13 protein-coding genes and 1 riboswitch are annotated in these 15,470 nt (G+C 71.2%); of the genes, 4 read left to right on the forward strand and 9 right to left on the reverse strand.

Going from position 1 to position 15,470, the window contains the following annotated elements:
• Nucleotides 1–14 precede the first annotated feature (14 nt).
• Nucleotides 15–1,424 (reverse strand): L-serine ammonia-lyase, encoded by a 1,410-nt coding sequence (locus K343_RS0109775; RefSeq protein ID WP_051278125.1) that lies wholly within the window; start codon nucleotides 1,422–1,424, stop codon nucleotides 15–17.
• A 144-nt stretch (nucleotides 1,425–1,568) separates the two neighbouring features.
• Nucleotides 1,569–1,657, reverse strand: a riboswitch (glycine riboswitch).
• A gap of 85 nt (nucleotides 1,658–1,742) precedes the next feature.
• Entirely contained in the window at nucleotides 1,743–2,747 is a 1,005-nt protein-coding gene (locus tag K343_RS0109780) for an aldo/keto reductase (RefSeq protein WP_028007925.1), read from the reverse strand.
• Between the two features lie 183 nt (nucleotides 2,748–2,930).
• Here K343_RS0109780 and K343_RS0109785 point away from each other — a divergent pair, with 183 nt between their 5' ends.
• Nucleotides 2,931–3,869 (forward strand): AraC family transcriptional regulator, encoded by a 939-nt coding sequence (locus tag K343_RS0109785; RefSeq protein ID WP_051278127.1) that lies wholly within the window; start codon nucleotides 2,931–2,933, stop codon nucleotides 3,867–3,869.
• 359 nt (nucleotides 3,870–4,228) lie between these two features.
• Here K343_RS0109785 and K343_RS21595 read toward each other — a convergent pair whose 3' ends face one another.
• A complete protein-coding gene (locus K343_RS21595) occupies nucleotides 4,229–5,791 on the reverse strand; it encodes a S41 family peptidase (protein WP_161628875.1) in 1,563 nt (520 codons plus the stop codon).
• Between the two features lie 150 nt (nucleotides 5,792–5,941).
• Here K343_RS21595 and K343_RS0109795 point away from each other — a divergent pair, with 150 nt between their 5' ends.
• Both K343_RS0109795 and K343_RS21600 read left to right on the forward strand, forming a co-directional pair.
• Entirely contained in the window at nucleotides 5,942–6,679 is a 738-nt protein-coding gene (locus K343_RS0109795; protein ID WP_028007927.1) for a 16S rRNA (uracil(1498)-N(3))-methyltransferase, read from the forward strand.
• Between the two features lie 91 nt (nucleotides 6,680–6,770).
• The gene (locus K343_RS21600; RefSeq protein WP_051278128.1) at nucleotides 6,771–7,709 is read left to right on the forward strand and encodes an AraC family transcriptional regulator; all 939 of its coding nucleotides are present in this window, start codon (nucleotides 6,771–6,773) and stop codon (nucleotides 7,707–7,709) included.
• On the opposite strand, the gene K343_RS0109805 is transcribed toward K343_RS21600, so the two are convergent.
• From K343_RS0109805 to K343_RS21605, 6 genes are all read right to left on the reverse strand, one after another.
• Nucleotides 7,699–9,261: a SulP family inorganic anion transporter gene (locus tag K343_RS0109805; protein ID WP_028007928.1), complete on the reverse strand. Its 1,563-nt coding sequence runs from the start codon at nucleotides 9,259–9,261 to the stop codon at nucleotides 7,699–7,701. The genes K343_RS21600 and K343_RS0109805 overlap by 11 nt on opposite strands.
• Before the next feature lie 69 nt (nucleotides 9,262–9,330).
• Nucleotides 9,331–10,053, reverse strand: coding sequence for an aquaporin Z (gene aqpZ / locus K343_RS0109810; RefSeq protein ID WP_028007929.1), 723 nt, complete (start codon nucleotides 10,051–10,053; stop codon nucleotides 9,331–9,333).
• A gap of 117 nt (nucleotides 10,054–10,170) precedes the next feature.
• Entirely contained in the window at nucleotides 10,171–10,626 is a 456-nt protein-coding gene (locus tag K343_RS0109815; RefSeq protein WP_028007930.1) for a DUF3574 domain-containing protein, read from the reverse strand.
• A 132-nt stretch (nucleotides 10,627–10,758) separates the two neighbouring features.
• The gene (locus K343_RS0109820) at nucleotides 10,759–11,115 is read right to left on the reverse strand and encodes a hypothetical protein (RefSeq protein ID WP_028007931.1); all 357 of its coding nucleotides are present in this window, start codon (nucleotides 11,113–11,115) and stop codon (nucleotides 10,759–10,761) included.
• Nucleotides 11,108–11,590 (reverse strand): DUF2780 domain-containing protein, encoded by a 483-nt coding sequence (locus K343_RS0109825; protein WP_028007932.1) that lies wholly within the window; start codon nucleotides 11,588–11,590, stop codon nucleotides 11,108–11,110. The genes K343_RS0109820 and K343_RS0109825 overlap by 8 nt, the downstream gene beginning before the upstream one ends.
• Nucleotides 11,587–13,827 (reverse strand): molybdopterin-dependent oxidoreductase, encoded by a 2,241-nt coding sequence (locus K343_RS21605; protein WP_245585167.1) that lies wholly within the window; start codon nucleotides 13,825–13,827, stop codon nucleotides 11,587–11,589. Before K343_RS21605 ends, K343_RS0109825 begins: the two co-directional genes overlap by 4 nt.
• A gap of 126 nt (nucleotides 13,828–13,953) precedes the next feature.
• Between K343_RS21605 and K343_RS0109835 the strand changes: the two genes are divergently transcribed.
• A complete protein-coding gene (locus K343_RS0109835) occupies nucleotides 13,954–15,276 on the forward strand; it encodes a dihydroorotase (RefSeq protein ID WP_028007933.1) in 1,323 nt (440 codons plus the stop codon).
• The last annotated feature ends 194 nt before the right edge of the window (nucleotides 15,277–15,470 follow it).

A 15,470-nucleotide genomic window follows, 5' to 3' on the forward strand; every position in this document is an offset into this window, starting at 1 on the left:
GCAGCGCAAGCGCCTCAGCATTCGACGACGTTCACCGCCAGGCCGCCGAGGCTGGTCTCCTTGTACTTCGGGCGCATGTCCTCGCCGGTCTGGCGCATGGTCTCGATCACGCTGTCGAGCGAGACCACATGGCGGCCGTCGCTGCGCAGCGCGAGATACGCGGCGTTGATCGCCTTGACCGCGCCCATGGTGTTGCGCTCGATGCACGGGATCTGCACGAGGCCGCCGACCGGATCGCAGGTCAGGCCGAGGTTGTGCTCCATGCCGATCTCGGCGGCGTTCTCGATCTGCGCGTTGCTGCCGCCGAGCGCCGCGACCAGTCCGGCCGCCGCCATCGAGCAGGCGACACCGACCTCGCCCTGACAGCCCATCTCGGCGGCCGACAGCGAGGCGCGCTTCTTGTAGAGCAGGCCGATCGCCGCCGCCGTCAGCAGGAAGTCGCGGCTGCCGGGCAGCGTCGGCGCCTCGGTGAAGGTCTCGTAGTACTTCAGCACCGCCGGCAGCACGCCGGACGCACCGTTGGTCGGCGCCGTGACGACGCGGCCGCCGGCCGCGTTCTCCTCGTTGACGGCGAGCGCGTAAAGACTCACCCACTCGAAGATGTGCGAGGGATCGGAGCGCCGGCCGCGCGACACCAGATCGTCGTGCAGGGCCCGCGCGCGGCGGCGCACGCGCAGGCCGCCGGGCAGCACGCCGTCGACGCGGCAGCCGCGTTCGATGCACGCGAACATCGCCGCGCGCACGGCGTCGAGAAAGGCGTCGGTATCGACGTCGGGGCGCCAGGCACGCTCGTTGGCGCGCATGAGCGCGGCGACCGGCAGACCGCTGTCGCGGCCGATCGCCAGCAGTTCGGCGCCGGACGAGAACGGATACGGCAGCCGCGGCCGGTCTGCATCGGCCGCCGCATCCGCGGTGCCCGCATCGTCGCCGACGATCGCCCCGCCGCCGACCGAGTAGTAGTGATGCACGAGCGGCGGCGCATCGTCGAACTGCGCGGTGAAGCGCAGCGCGTTCGGATGACCCGGCAGGAACTCGCCGCGGTGCAGCAGCAGGTGCTCGGCTTCTCGAAACGCAATCGTCTGCCCGCCGCGCAGCGGCAGTTCGCCGCGCGCGCGAATCGCCTCGACGAGACCCGGCACCGCGTCCGGATCGACGCGCTCCGGCTCCCAGCCGCTGAGGCCGAGCAGCACGGCAACGTCGGTCGCGTGGCCCTTGCCGGTCAGCGCCAGCGAGCCGAACAGCTCGCAGACCAGGGTGCGCGGCGCCCGTGCGCGCAGCGCCGGCAGACCGGCGTAGCGGAACGCGGCGCGCATCGGCCCGACCGTGTGCGAGCTGGACGGACCGATGCCGATCGTGAACAGCTCGCGGACGCTGACCGGCGTCAGGCGCGGGTCGGGCCGCGCACCCGGCGCGGCGGCGGGCATGGCCAGTGGAACAGCGGCATCGTGAAGCTGCATGAAGGCGCCTCCGGTATCCGATCACGAACCGAAACTGCGCCCCTTCTGTCGCTGCTGCCTGAGATCGTTATCCCGTCGGCGGATGCGCGCGGCATCGCTTTCCAGAAGTCACAACGTCGTGCGGTCCTTTTGCCTGAGAGATTCCGGGGCGGTTGCTCCTTCGGCGCCGGCGCATGCCGGTCTCTCCCGCGACGACGGCGCCATCATGAAAAGCGCCGCGCGCGCCGTCAACGGGGCACGCGGCGCGAGCGCGGAAGGCCGCGGCCGGCCGCGCGCCGGTAACGCTCAGCCGTTGACGCCGCTCATCATCGCTTCGGGATAGCGCAGCCCGGCGACGGCGCCGGCCGGAAACACCGCATCGAGCGCGGCGAGTTCATCGGCGCCGAGCTTCACCGTCAACGCACCGATGTTCTCGTCGAGATACTTGCGGCGCTTGGTGCCCGGGATCGGCACGATGTCCTCGCCCTGCGCGAGCACCCAGGCCAGCGCCAGCTGCGCCGGCGTACAGCCACGCGAGGTGGCCATCGCCTCGACCTTGGCGACCAGCGCGAGGTTGCGCGCGAAATTCTCGCCCTGGAAGCGCGGGCTGTGACGGCGGTAGTCGTCGGCGTCGAAATCCGCCGGCGATTTGAACGCGCCGGCCAGGAAGCCGCGCCCGAGCGGGCTGTAGGCCACCAGCGTCACGCCGAGCTTGCGGCACATCGCCAGTGCGCCAGATTCGTCGACGTCGCGCGTCCACAGCGAGTACTCGCTCTGCAGCGCGGCGATCGGATGGACCTTGTGCGCGCGTTCCAGCGTCGCCGCCGAAGCTTCGGAAAGGCCCAGCCAGCGGACCTTGCCGGCACGCACGAGGTCGGCCATCGCGCCGACCGTTTCCTCGATCGGCACCGAGCGGTCGACGCGATGCTGGTAGTAGAGGTCGATGTGGTCGACGCCGAGCCGTTTCAGGCTGCCCTCGACGGACGCGCGCACATACTCCGGCCGGCCGTTGAAACCACGCGCCGCCGGGTTGTTCGGATCGCGCACGATGCCGAACTTGGTGGCGATAAAGGCTTGGTGACGCCGGCCCTTGATCGCACGGCCGACCAGTTCCTCGTTGGTGTAGGGGCCGTACATGTCGGCGGTATCGAGAAAGTTCAGGCCGCGGTCCAGTGCGTGCGCGATCGTCGCCAGGGACTCGGCCTCGTCGCGCTGGCCGTAGAAATCGGACATGCCCATGCAGCCGAGGCCGATCGCCGACACATATGGACCGTTGCCACCGAGGCGGCGCTGCGGGAGGGTCATCGTCATGGAAAATTCCTGTGAGGATCGGAAAGGATGCGGCTTCGCCGCGTGACCGGACCAGCATAGGCCCAGGCCCGGAGCCGGCATTAGCGGATTGCTGTCCGATGCTTGCCCGATTCTCCAAGCGGCTCTGCCGCTCGCGCACGCGGGCGTATAGTCGCCGTGAACCTTTCGTCCTCCCGGAAAGCCATGATGACCACGGTCTTTGCCGACGCCGACGAAGCCGATCCGCTCGCCGCCGCGCGGACCGAGCTCGCCGACCGGATTGCCCGATTAACGCTATCGGACGGCATGCACGACACGGCGATCGCGCCGCTGCAACTGCTGCGCGCCAGCTCGACGACGCAATGCACGCCATCGATCTACGACCCGGCGATCTGCGTCGTCGCGCAGGGCCGCAAGCATGCGCTGCTCGACGGCGAGCGCTTCGTCTACGATCCGCTGCACTACCTCGTCGTCTCGGTCACGCTGCCGGTCGTCGGCCAGATCATCGAGGCCTCGCCGGACAAGCCCTACCTGTGCCTGCGCCTGTCGGTCGATCCGCGCGACATCGGCGCGCTGATGCTGGAAACCGATCCGCGCGCGGCAGCCGGCGCCGGCATCGACCGCGGCCTGTACTCGGCGCGCACGACGGCGCCGCTGCTCGATACCGTGCTGCGCCTGATGCGCCTGCTCGACACGCCGCAGGACGCGCCGGTGCTCGCACCGCTGGCGATCCGCGAAATCTACTACCGCGTGCTGGTCGGCGAACTCGGCCACCGCCTGCGCGAGCTGGCGACCGCCGACAGCCGCGCCGACCGCATCCACCGCGCGATCCGCGTGCTGCGCACGCGCTTTCAGGAAACACTGCGCGTCGATGAACTGGCCGATGCCGCCTGCATGAGCGCCTCGGCGCTGCACCATCATTTCAAGGCGGTGACGGCGATGTCGCCGCTGCAGTACCAGAAGCATCTGCGCCTGCACGAGGCACGCCGGCTGATGCTGTCGCTGGGCCTGGAGGCCAACGCCGCCGCACACCGCGTCGGCTACGAAAGCGCTTCGCAGTTCAGCCGCGAGTACAAGCGCCTGTTCGGCGCGCCGCCGAAACAGGAAATCGACCGCCTGCGCGGCAACGCGCTGGCGGCCTGATCGAGCGCCGAGGACGACGCTGCAGCCCGCTGGCGGGCCTGACGCGCGCCGTCACCAGCCGCGCGACCGGGCCTGTTCGCGCCAAGCATCGTTGTGGCCGCGCCCGTTTTGCCGCAGCGCAAGGAACGAGGAACGCGATGTACTGGGCGGTACGTGAGCGACGAGGTCGTTCGCGAAGCGAACGGCCCGCGATGCGGCAAACATCAATGAAGGGGGCGGTCCCTTCGGGATGCCGCCGGGCGAGCCGCCATGCGACGTTGCGGACCGCTTCTCGGGAATCACCCAAGCACGTGCGGTCCGCGCCCGGCCTGTCGGTGCGCCAGACGGCACCATAACAACGCCATTGGCGTTGACCGGCTCTAGCCCGGGCGCCGCCGATAGCCGTTCTCGCGCAGCGGCGAGCGCAGCAGCCGCAGCGGCTCGCCTCCGGCGCGCTTGATGCCGGCCGGACAGCCGCCGCCGTCGCGATAGGCCAGCGCCGCCGCGAACAGGGCCTCGCCGCTGTCGCCGAGCGCGTGCCCGAAGTCGTCATCGACCGCGCAGGTCGGCGTGAAGCCGTCGGCATAGTCGCCCGCACCCCTGGCGTTGACGCCGGAGAACTCGATCGCGAAATACGACAGCCCGCAGTTGTCCTGGGCGAAGAAGCCGTAGGGCTTGCCGCAGCTGGTGTCGCCGATCTGCACGACCTCGACGTCGACGCCGCGCAGGCCGTTGATGACGGCCTCGCTCGCCGAGCAGGTGCCAGGCCCGGTCAGCACGTAGACGCGCGACAGCCCGAGCTGCGGCAGCGCCGTGCCCTCGGCGACCGACGGATCGAAGCCCAGGGTGGCGGCATGGAACGGCGTCGCCACGTCCGGCGACTGCGCCAGCGGATTCTTGTCGTTGAAGCGCAGGCGCTCGAAGGTCTTGCCCTGCGTGCGCGCGCCACCGGCGATCATGTAGGCGAGCTCGCTGGCGATGTCGAGATAGCCGCCGCCGTTGTAGCGGATGTCGAGCACGAGATCGCTGATATTCGCCGCCTGCAGCTGCGTGAGCGCGGTGCGCAGCTGGCCTTCGGCGGTGGCGATGTGATCGTTGAACTGCAGATAGCCGACGCGGCCGGTCGGCGTGTCGAGCGTCTCGACGTTCTGCACCGGCGTCGAAGTCACCGCCGCCGCCGTCAGGCTGACGTCGCGCGCGCTGGCGGCACCGAGATCGCGCAGCGTGAAGACATGCGTCTCGCCGGCGCTGTCCGGGCCGAGGCCGGCGTTCAGCACGTCGATGCCGGCCTGCGTGTTGTCGTCGATGCCGACGCCGTCGATCGCCAGGATCACGGCGCCGCGCGCGACGTTCGCCGCCGCCGCCGGCGTGCCCGGATCGCTGTAGGCGACGCGCACGTCGCGCGGCGGCGCCGACTTCAGCACCGCGAACTGCGCGCCGTAGCCGATGCTGACACCGCTCTGCGACAGGGCCTGCCAGAGCGCGGTCGGATAGGTGAAGCTGAACTGATCCTTGTATTTGCCGGAGGCGGTCTTCGCCGGCGTCAGCAGCGCGTCGAAGTACGCGCCGAGCGCGGCCGGCACGCTGCCGTAGTTCGCCGCCGTGTACGGCGCGGCATTGACGCCAGGGATTTCGCGATACCAGAGATAGACCTCGTTCATGTAGGTCTTCAGCCAGCGCTGCTCGTCGCCGATCGCGCCCTGCCGGTCCGGATAGGCCTCGCCGCTGTACGGATCGTTGCCGCTGCGCGGCGCCGCGCAGACCGCGGCGAGCTTGTCGGATTGCGCGGTGCGCTGCTGCCACAGCGTCAGCCCGCTGTCGCCCGCATCGTCGCCACCGCCGCCACCGCCGCCACCGCCGCAGGCCGCGACCGAAAGCGCCGCGACGACGACGGCCAGCGGCCGCCAGCAGCGGGTCCGCCGAAATTCGAATTCCCTGTGCATCCGATCCCCCGATGCCGGCGGCACGATGCCGCGGCGATGAACGCCGACAGTCTCCTGCGCCGCGCCGGACGCGCGCAAGCCGGCGTCGCCGCGCGCGAAAGTCATCACCGCCGATGCGGGATCGCCCGGCGCCGTCGTATCCTTGCGCGCATGGCCGACCCTCGCATTTACCTCGACAACGAATCCCTCGCCGCCGGCGCCCACCTGCGCCTGCCCGACGCCGCGTACCGCCACCTCGTGCAGGTGCTGCGGCTGCGTCCCGGCGAGCGCTTCATCGCCTTCGACGGCCGCGGCGGCGAGTACCTCGCGGAAATCGTCGAAGTCGGCAAGCGCGAGGCGAGCGCTTATCTGGTGTCGTTCCATGACGTCGACCGCGAGTCGCCGCTCGACCTGACGCTCGCGCAATGCGTATCGAAGGGCGAGCGCATGGACTACACGCTGCAGAAGGCGGTCGAGCTCGGCATCACGCGCATCGTGCCGCTGATCTCGTCGCGCAGCGTCGTGCGTCTCGATTCGGACCGCTGGGACAAGAAGCTCGAACACTGGCGCGGCGTGGTGATCGCCGCCTGCGAGCAGTCCGGCCGCACGCGCGTGCCGGCCGTCGACACGCCGATCGCACTGCCGACCTGGCTCGACGACGAATCAGCACACGGCACGCGCCTGACGCTGGACCCGCTCGGCCATCACGGCCTGCGCGAGCTGCCGCCGCCGACCGGGCCGGTGACGCTGCTGGTCGGCCCCGAAGGCGGCCTCACCGAGCACGAACTCGACCGCGCCCGCGAAGCCGGCTTCACCGGCATGCGCATGGGCCCGCGCGTGCTGCGCACCGAAACCGCCGGCGTCGCCGCGCTCGCCGCGCTGCAGGCGATGTGGGGCGACTGGCGCTGAGCGCGCGGCGGCGCGGCGAGCAAGATCGGAACCGTCGCCGCGCGGCGGCGTCGCGATACTGGCCACCCGTCACCCGCCGAAGGACGCCGCCATGAACGCCGCCGCGAATTCCGCCGCCCGCGCCCGCTATCTCGAACGCCTGCAGCGCCCGCTGGCGCTGATCGAGCAGGCGATCGCCGCCGGTCGCGAACCGCCGCCGCTCGCCGAACTGGCGCGCGCCGCGCACTTCTCGCCGTTTCACTTTCATCGCCTGTATCGCGCGCTGTGCGGCGAAGCCCTCGGCGCGACCGTCGCGCGGCTGCGCATGCTGGCGGCGCTGCAGGCGCTGCGCGACGCACGCGTGCGCGTCACCGACGTCGCGCTCGCCGCCGGCTACGACACGCCGCAGGCCTTCGCGCGCGCGTTCCGGCAGCAGCTCGGCCGCACACCGAGCGAGCTGCGCGCCGACGCCGCCGCGCTCGACGCGGCGATCGTCAGCCTCGGCGCGACGCCGGCGGCGACGCCGCGGCCGGCGCTGCGCGTCGAGGTCGTCTCGGTCGCGCCGCTGCGCCTGCTGGCGCGCCACAACGTCGGCGACGCACGCGACCTCGACCGCGTCTACACCGCGCTGTTCGAGAGCGCCGGCGAACTCGGCCTGCTCGATGCCCTGCTCGGCATCTATGGCCGCCCGGCGCAGGACGCGCGCGACGTCGCGCCGGCCGACTACGCCTTCGACTGCGCGCTGGCGTTCTCGCGGGCACTGCCGGCGTCGCTGCCGGCCGGACTGTCGGTGCTGGAGCTGGGCGGCGGCACCTACGCGCGCGTGCGCCACGTCGGCGACTACGACGGCCTCGACGCCGAGGTCGAGGCGCTGCTGCGCGACTGGCTGCCCGACAGCGGCTATGCGCTGCGCGACGCGCCGCTGTTCCATCACTATCTGGACGACCCGGAACAGGTCGCGGTCGAGGCGCTGCGCAGCGATGTCTACGTGCCGGTCGCGCGCGACGGCGCCGACGAAAGCGCCGCGCGCCCGCCGGGGCCTAGTGCGTGACGCTGTCGTCCGGCGTGGTCAGCCAGCGCGCCGAGACGAACAGCAGCGCCATCAGGCCGTAGCCGAGCGCGTACGGCCAGGCCGGCCGCAGCGCCAGCACGGTATCGCCGAACGCGTACTGATAGCCGTGCATCAGGCCGGTCGCCGACAGCAGCGCGGCGATCGCGCACCAGACCGCGGCACCGGTGAAGCGGCGCTCGATAATCGCCACCGTCATCGCCGACAGGATCATCGCCGTGAACACCACGCCCTGCTCCAGCGCGAAGGCGCCGGCGATGTGGACGTCGCTCTGCAGGAACTTCGGCACGAGATCCGCCGAGAAGGCGGCGCCGCCGGCGATGCCAAGCCCGGCCGCATGCAGGCCGGCCTTGGCCATCAGCGAACCCCAGGTCGCCAGGCCCGGCAGGATGCCGATGATCACCGCCGGGGCGTGATGCGCCGGCGTCGCCTGGAAGGCCTGCGCGCACATCACCACGCCGATCCACAGCAGGATCGCCATGCCGGCCTCGATCGGCACGAACCACGCGACATGCGCCAGCGTGCCGGTGAAGCACAGCAGCGCCAGGAAGACGCCGGACAGGCTCGAGTACGCAGCGCGCGCGCCCATCGCCTTCCAGCCCGGATGGCCGATGTAGAGCGTGGTCGGAAAGCAGGAGCCGAACAGCGCGGCGGCCATCGAGCCGAAGCCGTTGACGGCCAGCGACGGCCGCGCCGGATAGCGGTCGCCGGCGGCCTCGGCCGATTCGAGGTTCTGCATCGAGCCGGCGACGATGAACAGGCCCATCGGCAGGATGATCGCGAAGTAGCTGAGCAGGAAGTCGGCGCGGAACGAGGCGACGAGGTCGCCGAGTACCGGCACCGGCAGATGCAGCGCCGGCGCGCCCGGCGCCGCGCCGGCCGGCGCGAGCCCCGTGCCCCGCGCCAGCGCCGTACCGAGCGCGACCGCGACCAGACCGACCGGCAGGCCGCCGCGGAAGCGCACGCGGCCGAAGTAGCCGAGCAGGATCACCGCCAGCGTCGTCAGGCCGACGACCGGATGCGCGTAGGTACGGAACAGGAAGCCCAGCGAGATGAAGGCGAGCGCCAGACCGGCGAGCGTCGCCAGCAGCGCGGCGCGCGGCGTGGCGCGGCGGATGCGCTCGACGACGAAGGAGCCGGCCAGCTCGATCAGGCCGCAACTGAAGCACGCCAGCAGGCCCGCCTGCCAGGCGATGCGCGCCGGATCGGCGGCGCCGGCCGCCTGCGCGGCGAGCTTGGCCGGCAGCATGACGAGGAACACGAACGCGAACACGGTGACGGCGTTGAGCCCGTACGGCAGCGCGCAGACATCGTCGCGGCCGGTCTGGCGCGCGAGCTGGCGCGCCTGATGCGCGTAGTAGAGGTTGCCGACCAGCAGCGACACCGCCGCGCCCGGCAGGATGCGGCCGACCAGCAGCGCGTCGTCGAAACCGAGCACGTAACGGCACAGGCCGGACAGCACCAGCAGCAGGATCAGGTTGTCGAGCGCGAGGCCGAAGAAGCCGTCGAGATCGCCCCGCACGAAAGCACGCATGCATCCACCCGCGGTCAAAAATGAAAAACGCCGCGACGGCGCCAGGCCGGCGCGGCGCGAAGCGCGGACTCAGGCCTCGTCCTTGCCCAGCCAGCGCGCGATGAAGCCGCCGAGCAGACCGCCGGCGAGCGGCGCGACCCAGAACAGCCACAGCTGGCCGAGCGCGCCGGCGCCGGCGAACAGCGCGACGCCGGTCGAACGTGCCGGATTCACCGAGGTGTTGGTCACCGGAATGCTGATCAGATGGATCAGCGTCAGCGTCAGACCGATCGCGATCGGCGCGAAGCCGGCCGGCGCGCGGCCGTGCGTGGCGCCGAGGATGACGATCAGGAACACCGCCGTCAGCACGACCTCGGTGAGCAAAGCCGCCGTCAGCGAGTAGCCGCCCGGCGACAGCGTGCCGTAGCCGTTGCTCGCGAACGCACCGGCCGCCGACGCGTCGATCGCGAAGCCCGGGCTGCCCTGCGCGATCTGCAGCAGCACGAAGCCGGCGACGATGCCGCCGAGCACCTGGGCGACGATGTACGGCAGCAGCTCGGCCGCCGGGAAACGGCCGCCGGCCCACAGACCGACGCTGACCGCCGGATTGAAATGCGCGCCGGACACATGGCCGAAGGCATAGGCGCCGGTCAGCACCGTCAGGCCGAACGCCAGCGCGACGCCGAGAAAGCCGATGCCGAGCGGATTGCCCTCGCCGCCGAACTTCGCGGCCAGCACGGCGCTGCCGCAGCCGCCGAGCACCAGCCAGAACGTACCGAGAAATTCCGCGGACACTTTCTTCGTCAAGCTCATCGCACGCACTCCTTCTTCAGGTTAAGGGCCACATCGAGTGGTACCGCGACACACGAACGCTTGCTTGCGGCGCCCCGCTCAGAACGACCGGTCAGAACAGCACGCCAGAACGACAGGTCAGAACGACACGTCGGCCGGCTGCGTCACGCGCAGCACCGACTGGTCGCCGGTCTTCTGCTTCCAGGCGCTGCGCACCGCATCGATCGCGGCGCGCGCCGCCGGCGTGTCCTCGTGCAGCAGCACGACCAGCTTCGAGCGCAGGCGCTCCGGCTGCGCGGCGCCTTTATCGAGCCACTGGCCGTAGACGTCGAGCACGCTCAGGCCGGCGGGAAAGCGCGGCGTGATCTCGGCGTCGAGGAAGGCGCGCCACTGTGCTTCGCTGACGCCGTGCTGCGGCTGGTCGGCGTAGCCGAGGCCGAAGTACAGCTCGGTGCGCACCCAGCCCTGCGTCGCGCCCGGATGCGCGGCGTCGCCGGCCAAGGTCGCGGACGCCGGCAGCGTCGCCGGCGCCGGCCCGTACAGACAGCCGCCGAGCAGCAATGCGCCCGCCAGGACGAGGCCGGTGCGAATCATGGAATTCTCCCTAGGACATGGACGCGGCGCAGCGTGCGCGCTGGCTGCGTATATACACGATCGACAGGCCGCCCGGCAGCGGCGGCTCTCAGAACTTTTGCGTCGATCGTCATGCCGCGCGCCGGCACGGTCTCAGCGCGGCGCCGGTGGCGGCGCCCCCAGGCGCAGCGACTGATCGATCGGCTCGGTCCACGCACGCGTGACGCGGCCACGCATGAACTCCACATAGAGCACGCGGCGGTCGTCGCCGTCGCCGACGAAAGACCAGCGCACGCCGATCGGATGCTGGTCGCCGAGATAGAGCGTCTGCTCGTTGTCCGGATAGCGGCCGGCGACACGGCGCACCTGCGCTTCGAGATCGCCGGGGCGGATCACACCACCGTGCCAGGCGAGCGGCTGCTCGGTCACCAGCGGACCGAGCGTGCCGGCCGCCGCAGCGCCGGCGAGCAACAGCGCGAGCGCCGCGGCGACGCGCGCGCCGCTAGCCACCCAGCTTGCCGAGCAGGCCGCCGAGCGCCGCGCCCAGGCCTTCGCCGCCGCTCGAAGCGGTGGTCGAAGCGGCACCGAGGCCGCGCAGCGCCGGCACCGCTTCGAGCAGGCGCGCGATCAGCGCCGGATCGACGTGCTGCGACAGCTGCTGGAGCAGCGCCGGCACGAACTGCGCGAGCAGTTCCGGCTTGAGACCGGCCTGCTGCACGGCGGCGAGCGGCCCGCCGAGTTCGCCGCCGGAACCGCCGAGGCTGCCGGCCAGACTGCCGAGCGAGCCGAGCAGGCCGCCGCCGGCCGGCGCGGCCGCCGCCTGGCCAATCCACTCTTGCACCTGCGGCACGGCCTCGAGCAGGCGCTCGAAGTCGCCGCCGGCGGCGCGCGTCTGCACCAGATGGAGAATCGCGCCGGCGGCGCTTTCGGCCTGCGCCGGTGACAGGCCGAACTGGCCGGCGAGCTGGGTGATGACGGCATTCATGCGACGAACTCCGGACTGGATGAGGATTGCGAGGATACGGCGGCGGCGTGACGGCTCGTGTCGTCCGGCGCCGCCTCGACCTGCACGGCGACGCCGTTGAGCGCGGCGTTGCCGGACAGCGCGTCGAGGCAGCGCTCGTCGGTGAGATCGTTGGCGCTGGCGCCGGGATGACGGCTGGCGATGCGCTGCTGCACGCCGGGCCGCGCGTGGCCCCAGCCGTGCGGCAGCGAGACCACGCCGCGCATGATCGCGTCGCTCGCCTGCACCTCGACGTCGATCGCGCCGACGCGCGAGCGGACGCGCACGCGCTGGCCGTCGTGCAGGCCGCGCGCGGCGAGATCGTCCGGGTGCATGAACAGCTGATGGCGCGGCTTGCCTTTGACGAGGCGCTGCGCGTTGTGCATCCACGAGTTGTTGCTGCGCACGTGACGACGGCCGATCAGCCACAGCTCGCCGGCGCGCGGCGCGCGCACCTGCTGTTCGGCGAGCACGGTGTCGTAGCGCGCCAGTTCCTCGCGCAGCGCGTCGTTGAGCGCGGCAATGCGGCGGTTGGCGGTGCACAGCCGCCGCGGCAGCGCCGCGCGCAGCGGACCGAGATCGCGGCCGTGCGGCGCTGCGCGCAGCGCGCGCAGCGACAGGCGTTCGGCCGCGCGCCGGCCGTACGGTCCGCGCTTGAGCCCCTGGTCGAGCAGTCGCTGCGGCGACAGGCGCAGCATCAGCTCGTCTTTCAGCCGCGCCGTCAGCCGCCGCAGCAGCGGCTGGCCGGCGTCCGGGCGCAGTCGCGCGCGCAGGCGGCGGCCGAGCGCGACGAAGATCTGCCAGTCGTGCAGCGCGCCTTCGGGCGGCGCGAACAGCGGCGCGTTGTAGCGCGCGCTGTTGCGCGTCGCGAAGTGATGGAAGATCAGATCGTAATGATCGTGTTCGAGCGCGCCGGTCGGCGGCAGGATGAAGTCGGCGAAGCGCGTCGTCTCGTTGCGATAGCAGTCGACCGCGACCATGAAGTCGAGCGCGCCGAGCGCCCGTTCGAGCTGGCGGCCGTTCGGCGTCGACAGCACCGGATTGCCGGCGATCGTCACCAGCGCGCGGATCTGGCCTTCGCCCGGCGCGAGGATTTCCTCGGCGAGCGCGGCGACCGGCAGCTCGCCGCCGAACTCCGGCAGGCCGCGCACGCGCGAGCGCCAGGCCGCGTAGTGGCCGGGTTTCGAGCCCGGCCCCTGGATCAGGTCCATCGCCGGCTGCGGGAACATCATGCCGCCCTCGCGATCGAGATTGCCGGTGACGAGATTGAGCATCGCGATCGCCCACTGGCAGAGCGTGCCGTGCGCCTGCGTCGACACGCCCATGCGGCCGTAGACGGCGGCCGCGTCCGCCGCCGCCAGCTCGCGCGCCAGGCGGCGGATTTCGCCGGCGGCGATGCCGGTGACGGCGCTCGCGCGCTCCGGCGTGAACGGCGCGACCAGCCGGCCGACTTCGTCGAGGCCGTCGCTGAAATCCGCGAGCCGGCCGGGCCTGACGAGGTTTTCCGCGAACAGCACCTGCAGCAGCGCCAGCAGCAGCGCGGCGTCGGCGCCGGGGCGGATGAAATGATGCTCGTCGGCGACCTCGGCGGTCTCGGTGCGGCGCGGATCGATCAGCACCAGCTTGCCGCCGCGCGCCTGCATCTCGCGCAGGCGGTTGCGGAAGTCCGGCACCGTCCACAGGCTGCCGTTCGAGGCCATCGGATTGGCGCCGAGCATGAGGATGTGGCGGCTGCGATCGATGTCCGGCACCGGCAGCAGCAGCTGATGCCCGTACAGCCAGTAGCTGACGAGCTGGTGCGGCAGCTGGTCGACCGAGGTCGCCGAAAAACGGCTGCGCGTCTTCAGCGGCCCGAGGAAGGCGCCGCTGTGCGTCATGATTCCCCAGTTGTGCACGCTGGGATTGCCCATGTAGACGCCGATCGCGTTGCCGCCGTGCGCACGGCGGATCGCCGCCAGCCGCTCGGCGACCTCGTCGAGCGCCTCGTCCCAGCCAAGCTCGACCCAGCGCTCGCCGATGCGCTTCTGCGGCCGGCGCAGGCGGTCCGGGTCCTCGTGCAGATCCTGCAGCGCGACCGCCTTCGGGCAGATGTGGCCGCGCGACAGCGGATCGTGCGCATCGCCGCGGATCGACACGATGCGGCCGTCGCGGACGCGGATCTCCAGCCCGCAGATCGCCTCGCAAAGATTGCAGGCGCGGTAGTGGATCTGCTCGCCCATGCGCGTTCTCCTCGTCTGCCGGCGCCGCGGCGCGGCCGGCTTTTCGTCTGCCGCCGATCATAGCCACTCGCGGCCGGCCCGGCCCGGACCCGCTACCATTGCGCAAAACCCGCCTCCGGAACGGTCATGCTCATCACCAACGCCCACATCATCAACGAAGGCCACGAAACCGCCGCCGATCTGCTGATCCGGAACGGCCGCATCGAGAAGATCGCAGCGAAGATCGACGCGCCGGCCGGCACCGTGGTGTTCGACGCCGAAGGACAGTGGCTGCTGCCGGGCGTCATCGACGACCAGGTCCATTTCCGCGAACCCGGCCTGACGCACAAGGGCGATCTTTACACTGAGTCGCGCGCCGCGGTCGCCGGCGGCACGACCAGCTACTTCGACATGCCGAACAACAAGCCGGCGATCACCACGCGCAAGCTGCTCGCCGAGAAGTACGCGATGGCGGCCGGGCGCTCGTTCGCCAACTACGCGTTCTACTTCGGCGGCGCCAACGACAACCTCGAAGAAATCGCCGCGCTGAAGAAGAACGAGGCCTGCGCGCTGAAGGTGTTCATGGGCGCCTCGACCGGCAACATGCTGGTCGACGACCCGAAGACGCTCGAAGGCATCTTCCAGCGTTCGCCGCTGATCGTCGTCACGCACTGCGAGGATACGCCGACCATCCTCGCCAACGAAGCCAAGGCGCGCGAGCAATACGGCGAGGACGTGCCGCCGCGCGAGCACCCGCACATCCGCTCGGCCGAGGCCTGCTACCAGTCGACCGCGCTGGCGACGAGCCTGGCCAAGAAGTACAACGCCGACCTGCACGTGCTGCACCTGACGACGGCGCGCGAGCTGGCCTTCTTCACGCCGGGCCCGCTGGCCGGCAAGAAGATCACCGTCGAAGCCTGCGTCCACCATCTGTACTTCGACGAGCGCGACTACGCGACGCTCGGCAACCTCATCAAGTGCAATCCGGCGATCAAGACCGTCGAGGACCGCAAGGCGCTGCTGCATGCGGTGATGGAAGACCGCATCGACGTGATCGCCACCGATCACGCGCCGCACACCGCCGAGGAGAAAGCGCAGTCCTACTTCAAGGCGCCGTCCGGCCTGCCGCTGGTGCAGCACTCGCTGCTGATGCTGATCGAGCTGGTCAAGCGCGGCGACCTCAACCTGCGCACCGTGGTGCGCAAGACCAGCCACGCCGTCGCCGACCGCTTCGGCATCGTCGACCGCGGCTACGTCCGCGAGGGCTACTGGGCCGACCTCGTGCTCGTCGACCCGCACGGCACCACCACCGTGCGCAAATCCGACGTGCTCTACAAGTGCGGCTGGTCGCCGGTCGAGGGCCGCAGCTTCCCGGCGAAGATCCGCGCCACCTGGGTCAACGGCGAGCTCGCGTACCACGACGGCGCCGTGCTGCCGCAGACGCGCGGCGCACGCATCGAGTTCCGCTAAGGAAGCTCTGCTAAGGAAGCTCTGAATCAATCCGTCGTCGCGAGGCCGCGCGGCGGCCGCGGCGATCCGGATACGTCGCTTGCGCAGGGCGCTACCGGATGGCTTCGTCGCCCGCGGCGGCTCGCCATGACGGAACAGGGACGGATTCAGACCTTCCCTGACGGCGGCCGGCGCGCGCACACCGCACGCCGGTG

The organism is Solimonas flava DSM 18980 (genome assembly GCF_000426685.1).
Classification (GTDB): Bacteria; Pseudomonadota; Gammaproteobacteria; order Nevskiales; family Nevskiaceae; genus Solimonas; species Solimonas flava.